The sequence below is a fragment of the Dactylosporangium sp. NPDC049140 genome (assembly GCF_040648435.1).
The window spans coordinates 1-21,053 of record NZ_JBEZDS010000052.1 but is presented as its reverse complement, the minus strand read 5'-3'; the positions used below and the strand labels follow the sequence as shown (position 1 = coordinate 21,053).

Annotated in this window: 18 protein-coding genes and 1 pseudogene; 13 read left to right on the top strand and 6 right to left on the bottom strand. The window is 72.2% G+C overall.

The features are described 5' to 3' along the window. Nucleotides 1-28 precede the first annotated feature (28 nt). The 3 genes from AB0B76_RS48110 to istB all read left to right on the top strand — a co-directional run bounded on the left by AB0B76_RS48110 (nt 29) and on the right by istB (nt 3,418). On the top strand, nt 29-490 hold the full coding sequence (locus tag AB0B76_RS48110) for a DUF6069 family protein (RefSeq protein WP_360389515.1): 462 nt from the start codon (nt 29-31) through the stop codon (nt 488-490). 646 nt (nt 491-1,136) lie between these two features. After that, a complete protein-coding gene (istA, locus tag AB0B76_RS48105) occupies nt 1,137-2,630 on the top strand; it encodes an IS21 family transposase (RefSeq protein WP_360389640.1) in 1,494 nt (497 codons plus the stop codon). Beyond that, complete coding sequence (istB, locus tag AB0B76_RS48100; protein ID WP_360389511.1) at nt 2,630-3,418, top strand: IS21-like element helper ATPase IstB; 789 nt, start codon at nt 2,630-2,632, stop codon at nt 3,416-3,418. The genes istA and istB overlap by 1 nt, the downstream gene beginning before the upstream one ends. Before the next feature lie 580 nt (nt 3,419-3,998). Here istB and AB0B76_RS48095 read toward each other — a convergent pair. Then, a complete protein-coding gene (locus tag AB0B76_RS48095) occupies nt 3,999-4,586 on the bottom strand; it encodes a TetR/AcrR family transcriptional regulator (RefSeq protein WP_360389508.1) in 588 nt (195 codons plus the stop codon). Between the two features lie 207 nt (nt 4,587-4,793). On the opposite strand from AB0B76_RS48095, the gene AB0B76_RS48090 reads away from it, so the two are divergent. The 3 genes from AB0B76_RS48090 to AB0B76_RS48080 are packed head-to-tail and all read left to right on the top strand — an operon-like array spanning nt 4,794 to nt 7,860. Continuing rightward, on the top strand, nt 4,794-5,402 hold the full coding sequence (locus AB0B76_RS48090) for a hypothetical protein (protein WP_360389505.1): 609 nt from the start codon (nt 4,794-4,796) through the stop codon (nt 5,400-5,402). Nucleotides 5,403-5,404: 2 nt separating this feature from the next. Continuing rightward, entirely contained in the window at nt 5,405-6,754 is a 1,350-nt protein-coding gene (locus AB0B76_RS48085; RefSeq protein WP_360389503.1) for a hypothetical protein, read from the top strand. Further along, nucleotides 6,751-7,860, top strand: a complete 1,110-nt coding sequence (locus AB0B76_RS48080; protein ID WP_360389500.1) for a catalase family protein — start codon at nt 6,751-6,753, stop codon at nt 7,858-7,860. Before AB0B76_RS48085 ends, AB0B76_RS48080 begins: the two co-directional genes overlap by 4 nt. Before the next feature lie 154 nt (nt 7,861-8,014). Here AB0B76_RS48080 and AB0B76_RS48075 read toward each other — a convergent pair. Continuing rightward, nucleotides 8,015-8,122, bottom strand: a pseudogene (locus AB0B76_RS48075) (hypothetical protein); the annotation flags it as partial. Nucleotides 8,123-8,177: 55 nt separating this feature from the next. Here AB0B76_RS48075 and AB0B76_RS48070 point away from each other — a divergent pair. From AB0B76_RS48070 to AB0B76_RS48055, 4 genes are all read left to right on the top strand, one after another. Further along, nucleotides 8,178-8,522 (top strand): hypothetical protein, encoded by a 345-nt coding sequence (locus AB0B76_RS48070; RefSeq protein ID WP_360389498.1) that lies wholly within the window; start codon nt 8,178-8,180, stop codon nt 8,520-8,522. A 202-nt stretch (nt 8,523-8,724) separates the two neighbouring features. After that, complete coding sequence (locus tag AB0B76_RS48065; RefSeq protein WP_360389495.1) at nt 8,725-8,847, top strand: hypothetical protein; 123 nt, start codon at nt 8,725-8,727, stop codon at nt 8,845-8,847. A 523-nt stretch (nt 8,848-9,370) separates the two neighbouring features. Further along, nucleotides 9,371-10,240 carry a LysR family transcriptional regulator gene (locus tag AB0B76_RS48060; RefSeq protein WP_360389492.1) on the top strand — a complete coding sequence of 290 codons (870 nt, stop codon included), beginning with the start codon at nt 9,371-9,373 and terminating at the stop codon, nt 10,238-10,240. A gap of 164 nt (nt 10,241-10,404) precedes the next feature. Further along, nucleotides 10,405-10,815 (top strand): hypothetical protein, encoded by a 411-nt coding sequence (locus AB0B76_RS48055; RefSeq protein WP_360389490.1) that lies wholly within the window; start codon nt 10,405-10,407, stop codon nt 10,813-10,815. A gap of 110 nt (nt 10,816-10,925) precedes the next feature. On the opposite strand, the gene AB0B76_RS48050 is transcribed toward AB0B76_RS48055, so the two are convergent. The 4 genes from AB0B76_RS48050 to AB0B76_RS48035 are packed head-to-tail and all read right to left on the bottom strand — an operon-like array spanning nt 10,926 to nt 18,611. Beyond that, entirely contained in the window at nt 10,926-13,304 is a 2,379-nt protein-coding gene (locus AB0B76_RS48050; protein ID WP_360389487.1) for an acetyl-CoA acetyltransferase, read from the bottom strand. A gap of 26 nt (nt 13,305-13,330) precedes the next feature. After that, complete coding sequence (locus AB0B76_RS48045) at nt 13,331-14,449, bottom strand: nitronate monooxygenase (protein WP_360389484.1); 1,119 nt, start codon at nt 14,447-14,449, stop codon at nt 13,331-13,333. Further along, nucleotides 14,449-16,581, bottom strand: a complete 2,133-nt coding sequence (locus tag AB0B76_RS48040; RefSeq protein WP_360389481.1) for an acetate--CoA ligase family protein — start codon at nt 16,579-16,581, stop codon at nt 14,449-14,451. The genes AB0B76_RS48045 and AB0B76_RS48040 overlap by 1 nt, the downstream gene beginning before the upstream one ends. Before the next feature lie 20 nt (nt 16,582-16,601). Further along, nucleotides 16,602-18,611: an acyl-CoA dehydrogenase family protein gene (locus AB0B76_RS48035; protein ID WP_360389478.1), complete on the bottom strand. Its 2,010-nt coding sequence runs from the start codon at nt 18,609-18,611 to the stop codon at nt 16,602-16,604. A gap of 89 nt (nt 18,612-18,700) precedes the next feature. Between AB0B76_RS48035 and AB0B76_RS48030 the strand changes: the two genes are divergently transcribed. The 3 genes from AB0B76_RS48030 to AB0B76_RS48020 all read left to right on the top strand — a co-directional run. Further along, nucleotides 18,701-19,318: a TetR/AcrR family transcriptional regulator gene (locus tag AB0B76_RS48030; RefSeq protein ID WP_360389475.1), complete on the top strand. Its 618-nt coding sequence runs from the start codon at nt 18,701-18,703 to the stop codon at nt 19,316-19,318. After that, the gene (locus AB0B76_RS48025; RefSeq protein WP_360389472.1) at nt 19,315-20,361 is read left to right on the top strand and encodes an MBL fold metallo-hydrolase; all 1,047 of its coding nucleotides are present in this window, start codon (nt 19,315-19,317) and stop codon (nt 20,359-20,361) included. Before AB0B76_RS48030 ends, AB0B76_RS48025 begins: the two co-directional genes overlap by 4 nt. Next, nucleotides 20,358-21,053: PhzF family phenazine biosynthesis isomerase (locus AB0B76_RS48020; protein ID WP_360389469.1), on the top strand; the 696-nt coding region annotated here is incomplete at its 3' end. The genes AB0B76_RS48025 and AB0B76_RS48020, both read left to right, overlap by 4 nt.

Below are 21,053 nucleotides of genomic sequence, written 5' to 3'. Positions count from 1 at the left end.
AACCCACTACCAGCGTCGGGAGACCGCTATGACCGTCACCTCCACCTCCTCCACCTCGGCGGGCCGCACGGTCGCCGCCGTGGCCCTTTCCACCCTCGTCGGCGCCGCGGCTGCCGGCCTGGCGACCGCCTTGATCGCTCTGATCGCCCGGGCCGCGGGCGCCTCGCCCGATTTCCGGCCGCTGTGGCCCAGCAGCTACCTGCCGCTGACCGTGCTGGGCGTGCTCGCCGGCGCGATCGGCTGGCAGATCATCCGCCGGCGCGCCGCCCGGCCCGCGTCCGTCCTCCGATGGCTCGTCCCCTCCGCGGTCGCCCTCTCCCTCATCCCCGACATCGCCGTCGGGGCCGCCGGCACCAGCCCGGGAGTCAGCTGGGGCGCCGTCGCGGCCCTCATGCTCATGCACCTGGCCGTCGCGGCCGCGGCCGTCACCGTCTACCGGTGGCTGATGCCCGTCGCGGCGAGCTTGAACAGTCACTTGGCACGGGGGTAGCAGAGAAGCGGGGCACGGCCGGTGCTCAGGTCCACGGGTAGATTCGCCTGCATGACCGAGGCTGAGTCGTATGCTCACATCGATCGATTCAATGCGGCCGTGTCCAGACCAAATCACCAGCCTCTTCATCCGGTTCGACTGATCGTTTGATTCGATCTGATCGTCCACGGCAACGGAGAAGGGCTCCTCGGTCGGTCCGGAACGCCGAACCTTCCTCAATGCATCGACCGAGGCGACGGTAAGTGAGGGAATCTCATCGACCGGCCGCGCGTGTGTCGCCCGACTGCCAATAGCCAGATCTGCGATCACGTCGGAGAGGAGGCCTCGATCTCCTCGCGCTTGGCCTCGACCGCACGCCGGCCGTCGTTGATCAGCCAACATCTGGTTCCTCGACCGCACCCCAGTTGTGACGGCGCGGCGGAGGAAGCGGCAACGTAGCGGACACGACCAATACACGGGTCGGCGTGGCGCAGTTGTTTGTGGAGCCCCCGGCTAGAGATGTCCCTGGCCATGGCAAGTCTCCGCTCGTGGCCAGTGAAAGTCCCCACCTCGCAGGGGATTAGCTGATCTTTGGGGTCCTTCGGGGCCGAGACTTGCGGCGCCAACCAGCACGTCTGCAAGCCCCGAAGGACCCCTCTATTGAAGACTGCGAGGCAGGAGTTTGGACATCATCAACGCCTACGAAAAGACCGGTAGCCTGCGGGCTGCCGCCGCCTTGTGCGGCACGACCCATAAGACCGTGAAGCGGGTGTTGGAGCGCCGCACGGCCGGGCAGCGACCGGGCCTGCGGCGGGCGCCGGCGCCGGGGCTGGCCGATCCGTTCGCGGATCTGATCTTCGCCAGGGTGAAGGCGACGGACGGGCGGATCACGGCGAAGCGGCTGCTGCCGGTGCTGCGGGCGGCCGGGTATACCGGTTCGGCGCGCACGCTGCGGCGGGCGGTCGCGGTGCAGAAAGCCACGTGGAAGCGGGTCCGGCGGGTGTACCGGCCGTGGACGCCGGAGCCGGGTGGCCATCTGCTCATCGACTACGGCACCGTCACCAAGGGCCCGAACCGTGGATTGAAGCTGTTCACCGCGGTGTTGCCGTGGTCGCGGTGGCGGTTCGTGCGGTTCACCCGGGACGAGACCCTGGATACGACGTTGCGGCTGCTCGCGGAGTGTTTCGAGGCCGCGGGTGGGGTGCCGGCCGAGGTCCTGGCCGATCGGATGGGCTGTCTGAAGGGCGGGGTGGTCGCCAACGTGGTCGTGCCGACCGCGCAGTATGTACGTTTCGCCGCGCACTATCGGTTCCGGCCGGACTTCTGCGAGGCCCGGGACCCGGAGTCCAAGGGCGCGGTCGAGGCCCTGGTCCGGCTGGCGAAGTCGGATCTGGTGGTGCCGGCCGAGGACTTCGGTGGGGATCTGGCTGTGGCCAACGACGCCGCCCGGGTGTGGTGCGCCGAGGTCAACGCCCGCGTCCACGCCGAGATCCAGGCGGTGCCGGATCAGCGCCTGGCCGAGGAGGTGCGGGTGCTGCGGGCGTTGCCGTCGCTGCGCCCCGCCATGGGCCACGGCGTGTCCCGCAAGGTCGACAAGCTGGCCACGGTCCGGATCGGGTCGGCCCGCTACTCGGTGCCCCACACGCTGGTCGGTGCTCAGGTCGAGGTGGCCACCGTCGAGGACCGTATCGAGGTCTGGCACGAGCAGACCCTGGTCGCCTCGCACCGCCTCGTCCCGCCCGGCGGCACCTCGATCCTGGACGAGCACTACGACCGGCCGGCCCGCAAACCGCAGCGGGCGGTGCGGCCCCGCACTCGGGCGGAGCAGGCGTTCCTGGCCCTCGGCGCGGATGCGGAGGCGTTCCTGCGCGCGGCCGCCGCGGCCGGCACCACCCGGCTGCCCAGCCACCTGGCCGGGATCGTCGCCCTCGAGGCCGCGCACGGCCGCGACACCCTCACCGCGGCGCTGCGCCGGGCGACCCGGTTCCGCCGGTTCACCGCCGAGGACGTGCGGGCGATCCTGGCGGCCGGCCCGGCCGCCCCGACCCCGCAGCCGCCAGGCGCCGCCCTCGACGGCGTTCTGCCGGTGGTGCCGACCCGTGGCCTGGACGCCTACCACACCGACCGGCTACGGGCCGACCGGCTACGGGAGGTGGCCTGATGCCCGCCCGCACCCCACCAACCACCGCGCCGGCGCCCCTGCCCGCGGACCTGACCGAGGCGCTGAAACGCCTCAAACTGTCCACGGTGCGGCAGCTGGCGCCCGAGGTGCTGCACACCGCGAAAGTCCAACGCTGGACCCCCGAGGAGGTGCTGCGCACCCTGATCGAGGCCGAGGTCGCGGCCCGTGACGACACCAACCAGCGCAACCGGCCGCGCGGCGCCGGGTTCCCGGTCACCAAGACCCTCGACGAGTTCAAAGTCGCTGCGTCCTCGGTGCCGCAAGCCACCTTCGACTACCTCGCCAGCCTGGAATGGATCGGCAAGGCCGAGAACCTGTGCCTGGTCGGTCCGGCCGGCACCGGCAAGTCGCACCTGCTCGTCGCGGTTGGCCACGCCGCGGTCGCCGCCGGGCACAAGGTCCGCTACCTCTCCGCCGCGGAACTCGTCGAGCAGCTCTACCGCGGCCTGGCCGACAACTCCGTCGGCCGGGTCATCGACACCCTGCTGCGCCACGACCTGGTGGTGGTCGACGAGGTCGGGTTCGCCCCGCTGGACGACACCGGCACCCAACTGCTGTTCCGGTTTGTCGCCGCCGCCTACGAACGCCGCGCCCTGGGCATCGCCTCACACTGGCCGTTCGAACAGTGGGGCCGGTTCCTGCCTGAACACGTCACCGCGACCAGCCTGCTCGACCGGCTCCTGCACCACGCCACCGTCGTGGTCACCGAAGGCGAGTCCTTCCGCATGCGGGAGGCCCGCACCAGAACCGCAAGGAGTCGATCATGACCTGACATGGCCACCGGTGGAGACATTCGGTGGCCACCAGTGGCGACATCACAATGGCCGTTGACAAGAGATGGACCTGCGCTCGAAGACAAGGCGCTTACCCCTGTTGCCGAGGTCGGTGACCTTGCCGGCGGGCCGTTCCCGGTCGCAGTAGCCGCAGCGGCGTAGCTCGATGGCCGGCGGAGTGGGTGTGCTCATGAGGTGCCCCTTTCCTGGAGTGCCGCGATGAGGTCGGGCACCCCGGCCGGCCCGTTGGTAGTGGGCTAGTGCAGGCAGCTCAGCCCCGACCGGGGGTAGCCGGGCGGGGAACAGATCCTCGCCGTCGACGGTGATCGTCGGCGATCCCCGCAGCCCGACAGCACCGGCCTCCGCGGTGCTCGCCACCGGAACGAACGTCACCGCTGTCCGCGTGGAGTCGGCCTGATCGAGAGCGGCGCGGACCCGCCGTCCGGTCTCCTGCCAGTTCGGGCAGCTCGCGATGTACAGCGCAGAGCGATAGCCGCGGCGCCGACCTCGACGTTGCGATCATCTTTGGGCGTCGGTGGCGGCGTGGCGTGATCGTGTTCCTCGTCGCGGGGCGCTAGTGCGTGCCGTCGTGGCGGGTCAGCCAGGGGCCGAGTGTGTCGTGGGCGACGCGGTGGACCAGGCCGTCGGTGATCGGCTGGTTGCTGAGCAGCCGGCGCGCGAACAGCGGGCCGAGGAGTTGGTCGAACAGGTCGTCCGTCGGCGGGGCGGCGCTGAGCTCGCCGGTGCTGGCGGCCTCCCGTACGGCCTGGCTGATGTTGGCGTGGATGGCGGCGACCAGTCGGTCGCGCATCTCACGGGCGGTCTCGTCGAACTGGGCGCGGTCGATCACGGCGGCCGCCAAGGCGGTGACCGGGGCGCTGTTGAGGTCGCGCGCCACGCGGTGCAGTTCGGCCTCGACCCGATCGAGCAGGGCACCCGGAGCGGGGTCGAGGAAGCGCAGTGTAGTGCCGGCCAGGGCGTCGTTGAGCAGGTCGCTCAGGTGCGGCCAATGCCGGTAGACGGTGGCCCGGCCGACGCCGGCCTTTTCGGCCGCGCGCTGGTGCGTGACGGCGGCGGCGCCTTCGGTGGCGATGAGGTCCACGACGGCCCGCAGGATGGCTGCACGAGCGCGGACGGCTTGCGGCCGGGAGGTCGAGGTCACACCACCAATTATCTGAGACGGATTGTCTCAGCGCAAGAACTGAGACATGATGTCTCAGTAAGCATCGGCGGCCGCTGGGTGAAACGGCGGCTCGCCGACGAGTTCGCTGACATCATCGGAATGGTCCAAAAGCTGCAATACGGGCTATTCCCCAGACCGATGACGTGAGGCCCGCGCACATGGGCCCGACCACAAGGAGGTACCGCGATGAGCGAGCAGGTGCTGCAGGAGAAGTTCCAGGGCTTCCCGGCCGGGATCCGGGAGAAGATCGACAACGCGGTGACCGACGCGAAGATCGCGCTGAAGGTGCGCCTCGCGGAGATGCTGGTCGACAAGCAGGAGATGGCGTTGCACGCGGTCACCACCGCGGGCCGGATCGGGGCGAAAAGCGGTGAGGTGTCCGAGCTGACGACGATCCTGCCGCTCAAGCCCAACGGTGCGGCCCGGCTGCGGAAGTTCTTCAAGCTGGTCAGCGGGAACCTGGCCGGCGCCGGGCAGGTCGGCACGCTGCACGACATGCGCTTCGTGTTCCTGGACAACGACACCAAGCTGCTGTTCGCCACCGCCTACGACGGCGACTGGGACCACTACATCGACGACTTCGCCACCAAGATCCCCGAGATGATGGACTACCTGTTCAGCAACGTCGAGGGCTGGCCCGGCATCGCCGCGCCGGGCGTGAAGGACTTCATCACCCAGTACCAGCTGCCGGCCGAGGCGTGGTTCGTCTCCCACCCCACCATGACCGTCACCGAGGCCAACCGGCTGCAGCGCCAGGACGCGGCCGTGCAGCGCTTCCTGACCGATCTGAACTGACCATGGACATCTTCCGCCGGTTCCGCCGGCCGCCGACGCTCGATCTGGACGACATCCAGGCCGCGGTGCTGCGGGCCCGGCCGGAACCGTACTTCGGCACCCACGCCCTGCTCGAGATCACCGACCAGGACGCCGGCCGGGAACTGCTGCACCGGCTGGCGTCTCGGGTGAGCTCTGCGGCGCACTGGGACGAGCCGCGACCGTCCTGGCTCGCCCTGGCAATCAGCTATCAAGGGCTGGTGGCGCTGGGCGTGCCGGAGGCCTCACTCGCCTCGTTCCCGGCCAACTTCCGGGCCGGGATGGCTGGCCGGGCCGACCGGCTGCGCGACACCGGCGTCAACGCCCCGGACAAGTGGGAGCAACCGTTCGGCAGCAAGCGGGTGCACGTCGCGGTGAGCGTCTACGCCGACAACGAGCGCGACTGGCGGGCCGAGATGGCCGGCTACGAACAGCAACTCCACGGACTGCCCGCCGTACGGCTGCTGTCGCATCAGGACTTCGGGGCCACCGGCTGGAACGTGTTCGGTTACCGGGACGGGTTCTCCCAGCCGGTCGTCGAGGGCAGCGGCGCCGAACCGCTGCCCGGCGACGGCCGGCCGATCAAGGCCGGCGAGTTCGTCCTCGGCTACCCGAGCGAGACCGGCCACCCACTGCCCATGCCCGCCCCCGGCGTGCTCGGCCGCAACGGCACCTACGTCGTGTTCCGCAAGTACCACTCGCACGTCGCGGCGTTCAACCGTTACCTGCACGACAACGGCCGCACCGACGACGAACGCGAACTGCTCGCCGCCAAGCTGGTCGGCCGCTGGCGCAGCGGCGCACCGCTGGCCCTGGCACCCGAACGCGACGACCCGAAACTAGGCGAAGTCCCGGACCGGATCAACGACTTCGACTACGCCGACGACCCACGCGGCCTGAAGACCCCGCTGGGGTCGCACATCCGCCGGATGAACCCCCGCGACACCAAGCTGGAAGTACTCACCGACGTCAACATCCGCCGGATCGTCCGGCGCAGCACCTCCTACGGCGACGCCCTGCCGGCATCGGTGCTCAAGGACGACGGCAAGCCGCGCGGCCTGGACTTCATCGCCCTCGGCGCGCGGGCCATCGACAACGTCGAGTTCCTGCAGAGCGAGTGGGTCAACTCCGGCAACTTCGTCGGCCTCGGCAAAGAGAAAGACCCGATGATCTCGCTGCAGGACAAGAGCGCCTACTTCACCGTGCCCGGCACCCCGCCGCGCCGGGTACACGGCATCCAAAGCTTCAACACCCTGCTGGGCGGCGAGTACTTCTTCATGCCCAGCCTCACCGCGATCACCTGGCTCGCCGACCCGGGAGGGAGACACCCGTGACCAGCGCACACACCACCACCCGCCGGTACGTCCGCTACTCCGACGACCTCGAACGACCCTTTCCCGACGAGGACGAACTCGTCCGCCAGATCGTCGAGGCGATGGAGAGCGCCAACCGGCAGGTCGCCGCCAAGCACCGGCACGGCCTGCGCGACGCGCACGCCAAGAGCCACGGCGTGGTCGCCGGGGAACTGCGCATCCAGCCGGACCTGCCCGAACACCTGGCCCAGGGCCTGTTCGCCACCGGCCGCACCTACCCGGTCATCGTCAGGTTCTCGACCGCGCCCGGCGACCTGCGCTCCGACCAGGTACCGGTCCAGCGCGGCATGGCCATCAAGGTCATCGGCGTCGACGGCCCACGGGCGGTCGACGACGGCCTGGCCACCCAGGATTTCCTGCTGGTCAACCACCCGACCCTCCCGTTCGGCACCATCGGCGAGTACGCCAAGCTGCAGAAGCTCCTCGAACAGCAGCCGCGGCAGAGCGACCAGCAGCTCCAGGTCACCGGCCTGGCCGCCCGGACCGCTGCCCGGGTCCTCGGTCAGCTCGGGCGGCCGCTGCCGCCGGCGATCGAGACGCTGGCCGCGGCCAACAACCACATCCTGGGCGAGACATTCCACTCGATGGCCGCGATCCGGTACGGCGAGCACGTCGCCAAGATCTCCGCCGCGCCCCGCACCGCGAACGTCCGCGCGCTCACCGGCAAGCCAGTGCGCCGCAAGGACGGCGAGTCGGCACTGCGGGACCTGGTCGCCGACTTCTTCACCGGCCAGGACGCCCAGTACGACGTGCGGGCCCAGCTCTGCGTCGACGTCGACCGGATGCCCATCGAGGACGCCTCCGTCCCGTGGCCCGAAAGCCTGTCCCCGCACCAGGTCGTCGCCGTGCTGCACCTGCCCGCGCAAGACCCGTATAGCGACGCCCGCCGCCGCTACGCCGACGACGTCCTGTCCTTCAACCCGTGGCACGCCCTCGCTGCCCACCGCCCCCTCGGCTCGATCATGCGGTCCCGACGCACGGCCTATCCCCGGTCCAGCGACTTCCGCCACCACGTCAACGGCATCGACCACCACGAACCGTCGCACATCGAAGAACTACCAGCCTGACTCCCGCTACGGGCAACCCGTTACCCGGATACGACCGGTTCCCTTGGCTCTGGCGCGGAAACGGTGGTCGCTGTGAGCGATCTGCGCGAGCAGGATTCGTTGGCGGTAGGAGCGCGAAGCCGGCGCGGCCGTACATCTGCCGTGTCTGCTCACGGAACATGCGGCGCGAACAATCCGGGGTCGAGCAGCGCAGCCGCCGTACCCTCATGTCGACAACTACGCCACGGCCGCCGGCCGGCAGGTCCGCCAGCCGGCGGCGGTGATAGGCATGCACCCGTTCGGCCGGTTCACTGCAGTACCTGGCTCAGGGCGCCGTGATGGCCGTCGAGGACGGCTGGGTGCTGGCGCAGCACGTACGCGCCGGACGCCCGCGACGTACCGGGCACTCCTCCGGCGTCGACTGGGCGGCGGCTCTCGCGGCGTACGAGGCGGTACGCACCGAGCACTGCCGCCGGGTGGTCCTCGCCGCACGCGAGTGGGGCAGGCTGTGGCACCTCGAAGGGATCAAGCGGATGCAGCGCAACGTGCTGCTGCGATCGCGCGACCCGCAGGACTACGCCTTCACCGACTGGCTTTACGGCCCGACCGCCCTGACGCCCGGCCAGTTGCCGAATCCTTTCCCAGCGGTCGCGCTGGACTCGGTCCAGGCGCCTGTGCCGTGACCCGCATACCTTCCGCAGGCGAGGATGAACTGGCACGCCCACCACGACGCCGCCGATACCCCGATGGCCTGGACATTCCGTTCCAGTACGAGGTCGAGAGCCAGTTCTTCGCCCCGGACGGCAGACCCTCACCGAGGCCGAGCACGCGATCCCGCGACGGTCGTGCGCCGAGCAGCTCTGGGGCCGGCAGGGGATCGCCCCGGTGTCACAGCTCGGTCCCGGGCCGGGCAGCCCGCTGCTGGCCTACCGATGGGCCGACACGGACGGCGCTCTGACCGCGTGGCGCTCGGAGTCGGCCGCGCTCTCCGCCGTGGGCGGCATCTAGTCAAATGGCGGACATGGGCGACCGGCTGACGTGGACGTACGGTTGCGGCCAGCACACGAGGCGGATGGTGTCGCGTCCACGAGACCATCGGTCACCACGATGGTCCCGGTTCTGACGGTCGGGGGCATCGAGCGATCAACGCCGGGTTCGCGGCGGTGGCAGCGGGAACGTGGCTTCAATCACCAGCGTGCCCGTAGGCTGTGCACAGTTCTGTGACGTGCCCCCGGCTGGAGATGGCCCTGCGCTCTCCCGACGCCCTCAGCGGTCAGCCTGACCTGGGTGTTCCCGGTTGCTGACCTCGATTTTCGCCCGTTCCGCGTCGCGCAGGTTGGTGCCCCGGTCCGGAGCAACCAAGCGCGGGTTGTAGAACCCGGCGAGGCGCTGGCGCTGCGTGGTCCAGTGGTTCTGGACAGCTGACCAGTGCTGGGTCTGTCCGGGCGCTGCTTTCCCGCCAGCGGGACGTACTCTCGCACTGCCGGTGATGCCGCCGAACTGTTGGCCGGTAGCTCGGGGCGGAGGGTTGATGGAGATCCAGGCGCTGCGGTACGTGGTGACGTTGGCCGAGGAGTTGCATTTCGGCAGGGCAGCGAAGCGTCATTTCATCTCCGCCCAACCATTCGGGCAGGCTGTGCAGCGGCTGGAACGTGAGGTCGGGATCCGCCTGTTCGAGCGGACCAGCCGGCGGGTCAGCCTGACCTCGGCGGGTGCGCGGTTTGTCGGGCGTGCCCGGGTGGTGCTGGCGGAGCTAGAGGGGTTGCGCCAGATTGCTGCCGAGGAGCCGGGCCCGGAGACAAGCTCGTTGCGGGTGGGCATTCTGGGGTTCGGTGCGGCTGACCGCTGGCAGGCGCTGCGGGATGCGGTGGGCGTGCAACAGCCGGGCCTGTCCTTGCAGTATTGCGACTTGGATTTGACGGATCAGTACGACGCGGTGCGCCGGGGTGAGGTGGATGTCGCCGTTGTCCAGTTCGTGGGGGAGTTGGACGGGGTCGACTTCGAGCCGATCCTGTCCTCGCCGCGGGTCGCGGTGGTCCCGGCGTGGTCGGAACTGGCTGGGGCGTCGTTCTTGACGTCGGGCGATCTGGCGGAGCTGCCGTGGTTGGAGGTGGGTGGCCGGGAGCCGCTGTTGGCCTCGTGGGTCGGTTCCGCGCGAGTCGCCGGCGCACCGTGCGTGCGACACCCGGCGGCCGTCCCCACGGCGGTGGCGACGACCGGCCGGGTGTCTCTGCACGCGGCGGCGGCTGCCCGCTACTACCCGCGACCTGATGTCCGTTTTGTGCCGGCGGAGGGACCGCCGGTGGAGATCGCTGTCGCCACCTGCAGCCGGGATCGCCGGCCGGCCGTGGCCGCGTTTCGCCGTGCGGCGGCAATCGTCCGCTCCTTGCCCGCTGCTTGACCCGGGGTGGGCAAGCTCCGGGACAAGCCCGGCAGGCAGTTCGTGTCCGGACCTGGACCGCAACTTTTCTGGCTGATGATCGCCGTTGGCCTGGGGTGATGTGCTGCTGATGACGGTCGTCACAGGCCGGTAACCAGCAGATGTCTCTAGGGTACGCGGTCATCATGGCGACGCAACGCACCCTCGTCCGGGGTGGGCACATCCTGTCGATGGATCCGGACATCGGCGTACTGGCCCAAGGTGATGTTCTCGTCGAGGACGGGCTCATCGCAGCTGTCGCGCCGTCGCTGGGCGAGGTCGACGCCGAGGTCATCGACGCGTCCGGGCACATTGTCGCACCGGGGCTGATCGACACCCATCGGCATACCTGGCAGACCCAGATGCGGGCGCTATGCACGGACTGGACGTTGACGGACTACCTGTTCGGGATCCGGTTCTCGGTGTCTCCGGCCTACACCCCGGCCGATGTGCATCTGGGCAACCTGTTGGGTGCCGCACCATCTCCTGTTGCTGCTCGCCGCGGCGTGCGACGAGACGACCGGCCGCGCCCTGCGCACGGTGCCGCCACCTCCTGACGACCCCGCTCGGCCGCACCCTGCTCGACCCCGTCGGGGGCCTCGCCCGCTGGGTCGAGGAGCACGGCCGCGCGGTCCTGTCCAACCGCGCCGGCCGGCCGGCTCCCTGATCAGCGGTTACGCCACTGCGGCCGGCGCTTCTGGGCGAAGGCGGTGAGCCCCTCCACCATGTCCGCGCTCACCATGAGCTCGTCGAGGGCGGGGCTGTGGTGGGTGACGGCGTCGACGACGTCGGGTATGCCGCGGGTCTCCTCCATCACCTGCAGGGAGATGCGCACCGAGGTGGGCGAGGACTCCAGGATCTCGGCCGCCAGGGTGCGGGCGCCGTCGAGGGCCCCGCCGGCCGCGGTGACGCGGTTGACGAGGCCGTGCGCGAGGGCCTCGTCCGCACTCAGCCGCCGGCCGGTGAGGATCATCTCGTTGGCGAGCTTGACGGGGACGGTGCGGGGCAGGCGCACGACCCCGCCGGCGCCGGCGATCAGGCCGACCTTGACCTCGCTGAGCGCGAACTGCGCGGTGGCGTCGGCGACGACGAGGTGGCAGGCGAGGGCGATCTCGCAGCCGCCGCCCATGGCGAAGCCGTTGACGGCGGCGATGACAGGCTTGGGCATGTGCCGGCGGCCGGTCAGGCCGGCGAAGCCGTTCTTGGGCACCCACATGGGCTTGCCGGAGCCGGAGTAGATGAGGTCGTTGCCGGCACTGAACGCCTTGTCACCGGCGCCGGTGAGGATGGCGACCCACAGCTCGTCGTCGGCGAAGTAGGCGTCGAAGGCGTGGTCGAGCTCGTCGTTGGCCATGGGGTGCAGGCTGTTGCGGGCCTCGGGCCGGTTGATGGTCACCTCGAGCAGGTGGCCGTCGCGGCGGATGAGGATGTGCTCGTACCGGTCGCGCAGCACGGCCGGCTCGGGCGGGAACAGCGCGTCCATGGCGGCCTCGTCGACGGCGACCCGATTGCCGAAGCCGAACGAGCGCGCGTAGATCCGCCGGCCGATGGGCTCGCCGGTGGCGAGCAGTTCGACTGTGGCGGTGTCGCGGTCGTCGGTGCGGGCCACGAACCGGCGCCCGTCGGCCTCCAGCCGGCCGATGATGATGCCGGTGCGGCGGCCGTCGCGGCCGTGCTTGACGGTGTACGTCTCGATGGTGGCCCAGCCGTCGGCCTGGCGGGCCTCGTCCGGCGCGGGCCAGGCGTCGATCTCGGCCTGCAGGGCGGCGCTGTCGTCCGGCCGCCACGGCGACGGGGTGGTGGTGTAGACGCCGGCCGAGTACTTGCTCATGATGCCGCCGTTGGCGCCGACGAGCCCGTAGCTGCCCGGGGCCCGGCGGACGCGCTGGACGATCTCGGCGATGCCGTGCATGGAGTAGTTGTTGCCGGCGCCGCCGAAGAACGGCAGCCCGCCGGTGACGGTCAGGCCGCGGGGGTCGTCCGGGGCCAGGCCGAGGCCGTCGGCGATGTTGAACACCGGCGCGGCGAAGCAGCTGTAGAGGTCGATCGCGGCGAGGTCGCCGGCGCCGATGCCCGCGACGTCGAGGGCATGGCGCGCGGCCATGACGGAGGCCGGACCGCTCGAAAGGTCCGCGCGCTGCATGAGGTCGCGCTCGCGCAGGTCGGCGTGGCCGGGCAGGAACACCCACCGGTCGGCGGGGACGCCGAGGCGGCGGGCGGCGGCCACCGACATGAGCAGCACGGCGGCGCCCTGGTTGACCTTCTCCCGGGCGACGACGTAGCGAGTGTACGGGTCGGCGATCGGCCGGTTCGCCTCGCTCGGCATGACCAGCTCCGGCGCGCCGCGCTCGACCGGGGCCGCCGCGTGCGGGTTGGCCGCCGCGACCCGGGTGAACGGGGCGAACAACTCGCCGATCGCGGCCGCGTACTCCTCGCGCCTCAGCTTGAGCCGGGCCCGGCGGGCGTTGTCGAACAGCGCGTACTGGCTCGGCGCGTCGGCCAGCCCGTGCGCGGCGTGGTGCATCGAGACCAGGCCCCGCAGCCCGTATCCGCGGTCCTCCAGGGAACCGTCGGCGTGCTCGGTGAAGTCCGGCCGGTCCTCAGCCTTGGCGTAGTGCTCGACGGTGGAGATGGCCTCGGCGCCGACGAGCAGCACCACCTCGGCGCCGCCCGCGGCGACGGTGGCGGCGAACTCGTTGACGAGGTGCTGCGGGCTCTGCCCACCGCTGACGTCCAGCACGGCGCGGCGCGGGTCGGCGCCGAGGCGCCCGGCGACCGAGCGCGGGAAGTTGTCCGAGCGGCCGAGCGGCGCTCGGGCCATGGGCGTCGAGTGCTCGAACTGCCGCGTCGCGGCGACGGTGTCGACGGCGGCGGCGATTGCGGCGGGGTCGGCGCCCGCGTCGCTCAGGGCCTCGCGGGCCGCGTCGGCGGCCAGGTCGACGGGGGAGCGGCGCCGGTACCCGGGCGCGTCGAGGCGTTCGGACGCCTGCCCGACGCCCACCACGATCGGGGTGCGCGGGTCCAGGTCGTCGAGGTTCGGTGACATGTCGGTGGCTCCTGGGGCTCGGGCGGTCAGAGCAGTGCGGCGAGGTCGGCGATGCGCCGCTCGCAGTCGGCGGCGATCGCGCGCAGGATGTCCGCGGCCGGGCGCACCTGCGTGAACGAGCCGACGACCTGGCCGATGAAGAACGACTCGAGCTCCAGGGCGCCTTCGTGGCCGGCCTCGGCGGCGGCGTCGATGCGCTGCCAGGCCTCGTTGACCAGCAGCGGCTGCAGCGGCATCGGCAGCGGCCTCGGGCTGCCGGCGGCCTCCCACGCGTCATGCCACGCGGTGCGCAGCTGCCGGGCCGGCTTGCCGGTGCGCGTCGGCGAGCGCAGGGTGTCGTTGCTGGTCGCGGCGAGGAACTTCCGTTTGATCGCCTGGTTGGCGACGTCCTCCTCGCTGGACAGCCACACCGAGCCGGTCCACACCCCGGCCGCGCCGAGGGCGAGCGCGGCCGCCATCTGCCGCCCGGAGGCGATGCCGCCCGCGGCCAGCACGGGCCGGTCGCCGGCGATGTCGACGATCTCCGGGGTGAGGACCATGGTCGCGATCGTGCCGGTGTGCCCGCCGGCCTCGGTGCCCTGCGCGATGAGCACGTCGACGCCGGCCTCGAGCTGCCGGCGGGCGTGCTTGGCCTGGCCGACCAGCGCGGCCACGACGACCCCGGCGGCCTTGCAGCGCTCGACCAGCTCCGGCGGTGGCGCGCCGAGGGCGTTGGCGAACAGCTTGATGTCGTGCTTGAACGCGGCGTCGAGCAGCGCGGTGGCGCCGGCGGGGTTGATGCTCGCGGCGATCTCGTCGAAGCTGCGCGTGCCCGCCGGCACGGGCGGGATGTCGTAGCGCTGCAGCAACTCCTGCACGAACGCGAAGTGCTCGGCCGGGATCTGCGCGCGCAGGCTGGCGATGAGGTTGTCCGGGTCGCCGGCGGCGAACTTCTCCGGCACGAGCAGGTCCACGCCGTAGGGCCGGCCGCCGACCTGCTCCTCGATCCAGGTGAGCTGGGCGTCGAGCTCCTCCGGGGTGAACGCGGAGCCGGCCAGCACGCCGAAGCCGCCGGCGTTGGTGACCGCGGCGACCACGGCGGGCGAGCGGTTGAACCCGACGATCGGGTGTTCGACGCCGAGCAGCTCGGTCAGGGCGGTGCGCATCAGTACTGGTCCTTTCGCGTCCACGTGACGACGGCGTCGAGCGCCTCGACGCTGCTGCCCTCGACACGCAGGGGGTTGATTTCCAGGGACTCGAGGTCGTCGCCGAGTGCGAGCGCGAGGTCGCCGACGCGGGCGACGGCGGCGGCGACGGCGTCCAGGTCGGCGGGCGTGCCGCCGCGGGCGCCCTGCAGCAGGGCGATGCCGCGCAGCCGCTCGAGCATCCCGCGGGCCTGTGCCGGGGTGACCGGCAAGGGGGAGAGCACGGAGTCGTGCAGGATCTCGACGTAGATGCCGCCGAACGCCACGGCGAGCATCGGACCCCACTGCGGATCGCGGACCACGCCCACGAGCAGCTCGACGCCGCCGCGCCGCATGGGGCTCACGAGCACACCCTCCAGGCGGGCGCCCGGCACCGTCGCGGCCGCAGCGGTCACCGCCGCATACGCGGCCCGGACGCTCGGCGAGTCCGGTGCGACGTCGAGCCGCACCCCGCCGATGTCGCTCTTGTGCAGGATCTCCGGCGAGACGATCTTGAGGGCGACGGGCCGGCCGAGCTCGGCGGCGGCGTCGACCGCCCCTTCGGCCGAGGTGACCAACCGGCCCGGGACGACGGGCACGCCGGCGTCGGTGAGCAGGCGGCGGGCGGCGTCCTCCGACCACTGGCCCCGCCGGCCGCCCGCCGGCGGCACCGTGACGGCCGCGGCCGGCGTCGGCGCCGCCGTCGAGCGGGTGGCCTCGGACCACCAGGCGACGTTGCGCAGGGCGACGACCGCCTGGCGCAGCCCGGGGATCACGTACGGGACCCCGCCCTTGGCCATGATGGCGCGGGTGTGGTCGGTGATCGGCTGCATGACCTGGTTGATGAACGCGGCCGGGCAGGCCGCGGCGGACATGCCGGCGCCGATGGCGTCGATGAACATCTGGCCGAAGTAGGGCTGCCCCTCGTCGATCCACGGCACGCCCTGCACGACGCCGACCACACCGATCGACGGGTCCTTCGACAGCGCCTCGATGGAGCGGGTGAAGATGCTCGGGTCGATGATGGCGGCGCCGGTGACGTCGAGCGGGTTCTGCACGGTGCCGTACCCCGGCATGATCTGCGCGAGCGTGGCGCGCGTCGGCTCGGCCAGCTCGGGAAGGGCGGCGCCGAGGTCCTCGGCCCGGTCGGCGATGATGTCGCAGGCGCCGCCGGAGATGGACACGATGCCGATGCCCGGGCGCTGCAGCCGGCCCAGGGCCGCCGCGGCGCCGGCGGTGATGAGCATGTCCTCGATGCTGTCGACCCGGATGACACCCAGCTCGGCGAAGACCGCGTCGATGACCCGGTCGTCGCCCACGAGGGCGCCGGTGTGCGCGGCAGCGGTGCGGGCGGACAGCTCGCTGCTGCCGGCCTTGAGCACGACCACCGCCTTGCCCGCCTCGGCGGCGCGGCGCGCGGCCCGGCGGAACACCTCGGGGTCGCGGACGGTCTCCATGAAGATGGCCACCGCCCGGGTGTGCGGGTCGTCGACGAGGAAGTCCAGCACGTGCCCCGCGGTGATCATCGCCTCGTTGCCGAGGGTGACCATGTGGGACAGGCCGACGTTGACCATCGTGGCGAACTCGAGCATCGCCGCGGAGCTGGCGCCGCTCTGCGACAGCAGCGCGACCGGGCCGGCGACCGCGGGCAGCCCGGGGATCGAGCAGACCGGGATCCGGTCGACGAAGTTGGCGAAGCCGAGCATGTTCGGGCCCAGCAGCGCGATGCCCAGCGACTTCGCGTGGGCGACGAGCTGCTCCTGGGCCGCGCGGCCCGCGTCGCCGGCCTCGCCGTAGCCGGAGGAGAGCACGACGGCGTTGCGGATGCCGGCGGCCGCGGCGTCATCGAGGGCCTCCGGCATGCCCGCCTGCGGCACCATCAGGTACGCCACGTCGACCGGCTCGCCGATCTGCCGGCAGGACGTGACCGTGGCCCGCCCGTGCGTCTCCGCGCCGCGGCGGTTGACCAGGAACGTGTGCGCGTCGAAGCCGAACTCGACGAGGTTGCGGTAGGCCAGGGCGGAGAACGTGGACTTGTTGGCGGCGCCGACCAGCGCGACGCTTCGGGGGCGGAAGAGGCTGTTGAGCCGCTCGCCGGTGATGTCGGACGACATGTGCTGCTCCAAGGGGGTGTCTAGCGGGGTAGGCCGAGGCCGCGGGCGATCAGCCCGCGCTGGATGTCGTTGGTGCCGCCGCCGACGACGTACATGATCGACAGGCGCAGGCCGTACTCGAAGGCTCCGCCGCCGGGCACGTCCCCGCTCAGCGCCGCCTGCGGGCCGAGGATGTCGAGCATCGCCTCGCCGAACTGCTCGGCCAGCTCGCCGCCGAGGACGCCGGCCATCGGCGCCTCCAGGCGGGCGCCGCGGCCGCCGGCGGTGGCCCCGATGGCGGCGGCGACGAGCGCCCGGTTGGCCTGCAGGGTGACGGCGAGCTCGCCGAGGCGGGCCCGGCGGGCCGAGCCGCGCGGGCCGACCCACGCGTCGGGGTCGGTGCGTACGACGGCGAGCAGGTCGTCGAGCTGGCGCAGCAGGCTCGCGGCGATGCCGCCCATGAGCACGCGCTCGCCGGCGAGCGCGTCGGTGATGACCTTCCAGCCGCCGTTGACCTCGCCGACCCGATAGCTGTCGGGGATGCGCACGTCGTCGTAGAAGACGGTGCAGGAGATCTCGCCGGACAGGGCGCGGTGCTGCTGCACGGTGATGCCGGGGGTGTCCATCGGCACGAGGAAGACCGTGATGCCGGCGTGCGGTGGGCTGGCGTCCGGGTCGGTGCGGGTGGCGAGCCAGACGTGGCTGGCCCGGTGGCCGCCGGTGGTCCACAGCTTCTGGCCGTTGACCACCCAGCCGTCGCCGTCGCGGTCGGCGCGGGTCTTGAGCGAGGCCAGGTCGGAGCCGGCCTCGGGCTCGCTGTAGCCGAGGCAGAAGCGCAGCTTGCCGGCCCGGATCAGCGGAAGGAACGTCTCCTGCTGCTCCGCGCTGCCGTGGCGCAGAATCGAGCCGCCGAGCAGCATCACCGAGCCGAGCTGCAGCACGACCGGCGCCCGGGCATAGGTGATCTCCTCGTGCAGCACGACCTGCTCGGCAAGGGAGGCGTTGCGGCCGCCGGCCGTCTCCGGCCAGCCCATCCCGAACCAGCCACGCCCGGCCATCTCGTCGGCGATCGTCGCGTCGTCGCACGCCGCGATCACGTCGCGGACCTCGCGGCGGAAGCGCTCGCCCACCTCGCCGGCGTCGAAGGCCGGCAGGGGCGAGCCCGTCTCCACGAGGACGTCGGCGACGCTGCCGGCGGCCGGGCGCAGGTCGGCGAGGCGGGCGACGTCGGCGTGCACGCGGCGGAACAGCCACGGCGCCTCGTGCTCCTCGAAGTACCCGATCGCGGCCAGGGTGTGGTGCGCGCCGAGCTGCACCCGGCGGGCGGCCGCGGCGACGAACTCGACGGCGATCTCGGCCTGCAGCGGCCAGTCGTCCCGGCCGGCGGCGTAGGCCCCGGCGGCCCGGTCGATGAGGTGGTTGCCGGCGCTGACGTCGATCTGGCAGGTCGCGGCGCGCTGCTGTACCGCGCCGAACGAGCCGATCGGCGCGCCGAACTGCCGGCGGGTCTTGGCGTGCTCCACCGCCATCTCGTGCGCGCGCTGCGCCGCGGCGAGGGCGCGGGCGGCCAGGCCGAGCCGCAGCAGCGCGATGCTCTCGTCGCGCTGCCGGTCCGTCATCCGGACGCTCAGCACGAGCGGGCCGGGCCGGACCCGCGACCAGGTCGGGACGGCGAGCCCGGGCTGCTCCTCGCGCTCGGCGATCTCGTACAGCGCCGCCTCGCCCAGGTGGAGCACGTGCGTGGCGTCGCCGGCCGCGTCCAGGTGCTCCAGCGCGGTGCCGGCCAGGACCCGCCGCCCGGTCAGCCCGAGGCGCGCCGCGACGAAGGCGTCCATGACGGGCAGCGGGCAGGCGAGCGCGCCCAGCGCCCGGGTCACCGTCAGCGCGGCGCCCAGGTCGTCGTCGGCGCCGATGCCGAACCAGCCCTGGGCCTCACCGGCCGAGTACAGGTCGCCGAGCTTGCCGGTCCCGGCGGCGGTGGCCGAGCCCCAGTGGCGGGCGGCGACGCCGCGTACCGAGTCGGACAGTGCGGCGAGCTCGTCCGGTGTCATCTTGGACCCTCCATTACTGAACGCCTACCGTTCATATAAGCCGAATGTTATCCTGACGGAAACCGTTCAGCAATAGCGGAGGAACCACGATGAGCGCTACGCCGCCGGCGGCCGGCCGGCCCCGCGATCCGGACGTCGACCGCCGGATCGCCCGGGCCGCCCTGGACGTGTTCGGCGACGCCGGGTGGGCCGGGTTCGCGATGGAGGTCGTCGCCCGGCGCGCCGGCGTCGGCAAGGCGTCGCTGTATCTGCGGTGGAGTACCAAGGAGGCACTCCTCACCGACGCGCTCACGGCCGGCCTGCCGAAGATCAGCGATGTGGACACCGGCACCGTGCACGGCGACCTGGTCGAGCTGGCTACCCAGATGCTCGACCTGTACGCCGGCCCGACCAGCCGCGCGGCGCTGCGGCTGTCCCTGGAGGCCGGCACGATCTCCGGCGTTGCCGAGCACTATGCGGCGATGGGCACGGCGCAGATCCTCGCCGCGCGCGCGATCGTCCGCCGCGGCATCGGCCGCGGCGAGCTGCCCGCCGGCACCTCCGTCACGCTGCTGCTGGACACCCTGGCGGGCGGCGCGATGATGCACGCGCTGAGCACGCCGCCGCAGCTGCGCGAGGCGCTGGCCCAGGACTCGGCGGCCCATGCCCGGCGCCTGGTCGACTTCCTGCTGCGCGCCGTCACCGCACCCACGGCGGCCGGCGCGTGATCGTCACCGGCACCGCACAGCACGAGGCGTGGCAGCGGCGCGTCCTGCCGCCGGTCGAGCGGGTCCGGCCCGGCGTGTGGTCGATACCCGTGCCGATACCGCACAACCCGCTGCGGTACACCCTGAGCTATGCCTTCATCGACGACAGTGGCGTGCTGCTGGTCGATCCCGGCTGGGACACCCCAGAGGGGCGCGAGGCCGTGGCGGCCGGGCTGAGCGCCGCGGGTGCCGGCATCGGCGACGTCACCGGCGTCGTGGTCACCCACATGCACCCGGACCACCACGGGCTCAGCGGCTGGTTGCGCGAGGCCGGCGGCGCCTGGATCGGCATGCACCCGGTCGAGGCGGCGTCGCTGCCGGGCCGCGTGTGGCGCGACCGCCGGCCGGCGTCCGACCGCGCGTGGCTGGTCCGGCACGGCGTGCCCGGGGACGAGGCGGACCGGCTGGCGCTGGACCCGGAGCGGATGCGCGACATCCTCGGCATGGCCGAGCCGGACCGCGCCATCGAGGACGGCGACCTGCTGCCCCTCGCGCGGCACGAGGTCCGCGCCGTCTGGACGCCCGGGCACACTCCCGGCCACATCTGCCTGCACGACGCCGGCGCCGGCATCCTGCTCACCGGCGACCACCTGCTGCCCCGCATCAGCCCCAACATCGGCGTGCACGCCGGCGGCGACGGCGACCCGCTCGGCGACTACGTGGCCTCGCTGGAGCAGATCGCGAAGTTCGGCGCGGATGAGGCGCTGCCGGCGCACGAGTACCGGTTCCGGGGTATCGACGACCGGGCCGCGGAGCTCGTCCGCCACCACGACGAGCGCGGCGCGGAGATCCTCGGCGTCATCGACCGCCTCGGCGATCCCAGCGCGTGGGACGTCGCCGCCGGGCTGACCTGGTCCCGCGGCTGGGATGCGCTGCGCGGCATGATGCGCCGGATGGCCCTGGCAGAGACGCTGGCGCACCTGCACCACCTCGCCGCGGCCGGGGCCGTGCGCGCCGGACGGGACGCACCGGTGCGCTGGCGCCGCGTACCGTACGGGCCGTGACCGAAATCGACTTCGCCTACGTCGACGTCTTCGCATCGTCCCCGCTCACCGGCGCGCCGCTCACGCTCGTGCCCGACGCCGACGCCCTGACCGACGGGCAGATGCGGGCCGTCGCGCGGGAGTTCAACCAGTCGGAGACGACGTTCGTGCTGCGCTCGCCGCGGCCGGACGCGACCTGGCGGCTGCGCTCGTTCACCCCGACCGGCGAGGAGGTCTTCGGCGCCGGGCACAACGCGCTGGGCGCCTGGCTGTGGCTCGCCTCCTCCGGCCGGCTCGCCCTGGAGGGTGGCGAGGGCGCCTTCACGCAGCTCATCGGCGAGGACATCCTGCCGGTGCACGTCCGCCTGCCCGACCCCGCCGCGCCCGTCGTCACGATGGACCAGTCCGCGCCCGTCTTCGGCGCCGAGGCCGCCGACCGGGCCGGGCTCGCCGCCGCGCTCGGTCTCGCCGAAGACGACCTGGTGCCCGACCGGCCCGCCCGGGTGGTGTCCACCGGCGCCGGCCACCTCCTCGTCCCGATCCGCGACCGCGCCGCCGTCGACCGCGCCGCGCCGGACTCCGCCCGGCTCGTCGCGGCGCTGCGCGAGGTCGGCGGCGAGGGCTCTGTTGCGTTGACGGTAGGCATGATCGAGGCAGGCTTGAGCGATGAAGGTCGCTACCCACCAACGCCCGATGATGCCGCCTGGGTCAGC

What these genes read in the sequence shown, in the direction of transcription:
- istB (WP_360389511.1), top strand. Translation starts at nt 2,630, where the DNA reads ATGCCCGCCCGCACCCCACCAACCACCGCGCCGGCGCCCCTGCCCGCG.
- AB0B76_RS48090 (WP_360389505.1), top strand. Translation starts at nt 4,794, where the DNA reads ATGAGCGAGCAGGTGCTGCAGGAGAAGTTCCAGGGCTTCCCGGCCGGG.
- AB0B76_RS48055 (WP_360389490.1), top strand. Translation starts at nt 10,405, where the DNA reads ATGGCGACGCAACGCACCCTCGTCCGGGGTGGGCACATCCTGTCGATG.
- AB0B76_RS48030 (WP_360389475.1), top strand. Translation starts at nt 18,701, where the DNA reads ATGAGCGCTACGCCGCCGGCGGCCGGCCGGCCCCGCGATCCGGACGTC.
- AB0B76_RS48085 (WP_360389503.1), top strand. Translation starts at nt 5,405, where the DNA reads ATGGACATCTTCCGCCGGTTCCGCCGGCCGCCGACGCTCGATCTGGAC.
- AB0B76_RS48035 (WP_360389478.1), bottom strand. Translation starts at nt 18,611, where the DNA reads ATGACACCGGACGAGCTCGCCGCACTGTCCGACTCGGTACGCGGCGTC.
- AB0B76_RS48050 (WP_360389487.1), bottom strand. Translation starts at nt 13,304, where the DNA reads ATGTCACCGAACCTCGACGACCTGGACCCGCGCACCCCGATCGTGGTG.
- AB0B76_RS48110 (WP_360389515.1), top strand. Translation starts at nt 29, where the DNA reads ATGACCGTCACCTCCACCTCCTCCACCTCGGCGGGCCGCACGGTCGCC.
- AB0B76_RS48045 (WP_360389484.1), bottom strand. Translation starts at nt 14,449, where the DNA reads ATGCGCACCGCCCTGACCGAGCTGCTCGGCGTCGAACACCCGATCGTC.
- AB0B76_RS48040 (WP_360389481.1), bottom strand. Translation starts at nt 16,581, where the DNA reads ATGTCGTCCGACATCACCGGCGAGCGGCTCAACAGCCTCTTCCGCCCC.
- AB0B76_RS48060 (WP_360389492.1), top strand. Translation starts at nt 9,371, where the DNA reads ATGGAGATCCAGGCGCTGCGGTACGTGGTGACGTTGGCCGAGGAGTTG.
- AB0B76_RS48070 (WP_360389498.1), top strand. Translation starts at nt 8,178, where the DNA reads ATGGCCGTCGAGGACGGCTGGGTGCTGGCGCAGCACGTACGCGCCGGA.